The following is a 785-nucleotide window of genomic DNA, read 5'->3' as shown; positions in this document are numbered from 1 at the left end:
GTGTCTGACTGTTTGTCTTTGCTCCCTTTCGGAAAGGAGTCCTTATGACGAAGACGAACAGTCACAAACCAAAAACCAGTACACAAAACAAAAAAGTCAAAGACAGCGGTGCCAAGCTGATCTTCGGTGATCCCATCCTCTGCGCCCAGTTCCTTCGCGGATATACGGATATCGAACTTCTAAAAGATGTCCAACCGGAAGATATTGAGGACGTCACAGATCGCTTCATCTCCGTATGGCAGGAAGAACGGGATTCCGATACGGTCAAGAAGATCCATCTGAAAAATCAGCAAGACATAGACACTCTTTATCTGATCACGCTGATCGAGCATCAGACCAAGGTGGACTATGACATGTCTTTCCGGATCCTCCGCTATATCGTCCTGATCCTGACAGATTATGCCGCAGAGGCCGAGAAAAAACAGGCCGGATGCACAGCTTTAAAGGGCTTCCGGTATCCTCCTGTTCTTCCAATTGTCTTCTATGATGGAGACCGAAACTGGACAGCTGCAAAAAACTTTCAGGAACGCACCGCACTTTCCGATCTTCTGGGAGAGTATATTCCGAACTTTCAGTATCTTGTCGTGCCGCTCTCCCGCTATTCCAATCAGGAGTTGATTGAAAAAGAAGATGAACTGTCTTTGATCATGTTAATTGACAAACTGCGAAGTTCCGCCGAATTTCACGAACTCGCAGAAATTCCGGATGACTATTTGGAGAAGATCAGCCGTGACTCCCCTGAGTCTCTTTTAAAACTGATCGCCAAGATCATTGCGGCATTCCTG

The 785-nt window shown here is 46.6% G+C and carries 1 protein-coding gene; it reads left to right on the top strand.

What is annotated here, in order from left to right:
* Window positions 1-44: 44 nt before the first annotated feature.
* On the top strand, window positions 45-785 hold a 741-nt coding region (locus tag H6A32_RS17065; protein WP_204864821.1), incomplete at its 3' end, for an Rpn family recombination-promoting nuclease/putative transposase.

It is taken from the genome of Drancourtella massiliensis (genome assembly GCF_016900655.1).
GTDB classification, from domain to species: domain Bacteria; phylum Bacillota; class Clostridia; order Lachnospirales; family Lachnospiraceae; genus Sellimonas; species Sellimonas catena.
Note: the sequence above shows the minus strand (reverse complement) of the source record. Positions and strands in the feature narration are given on the sequence as shown.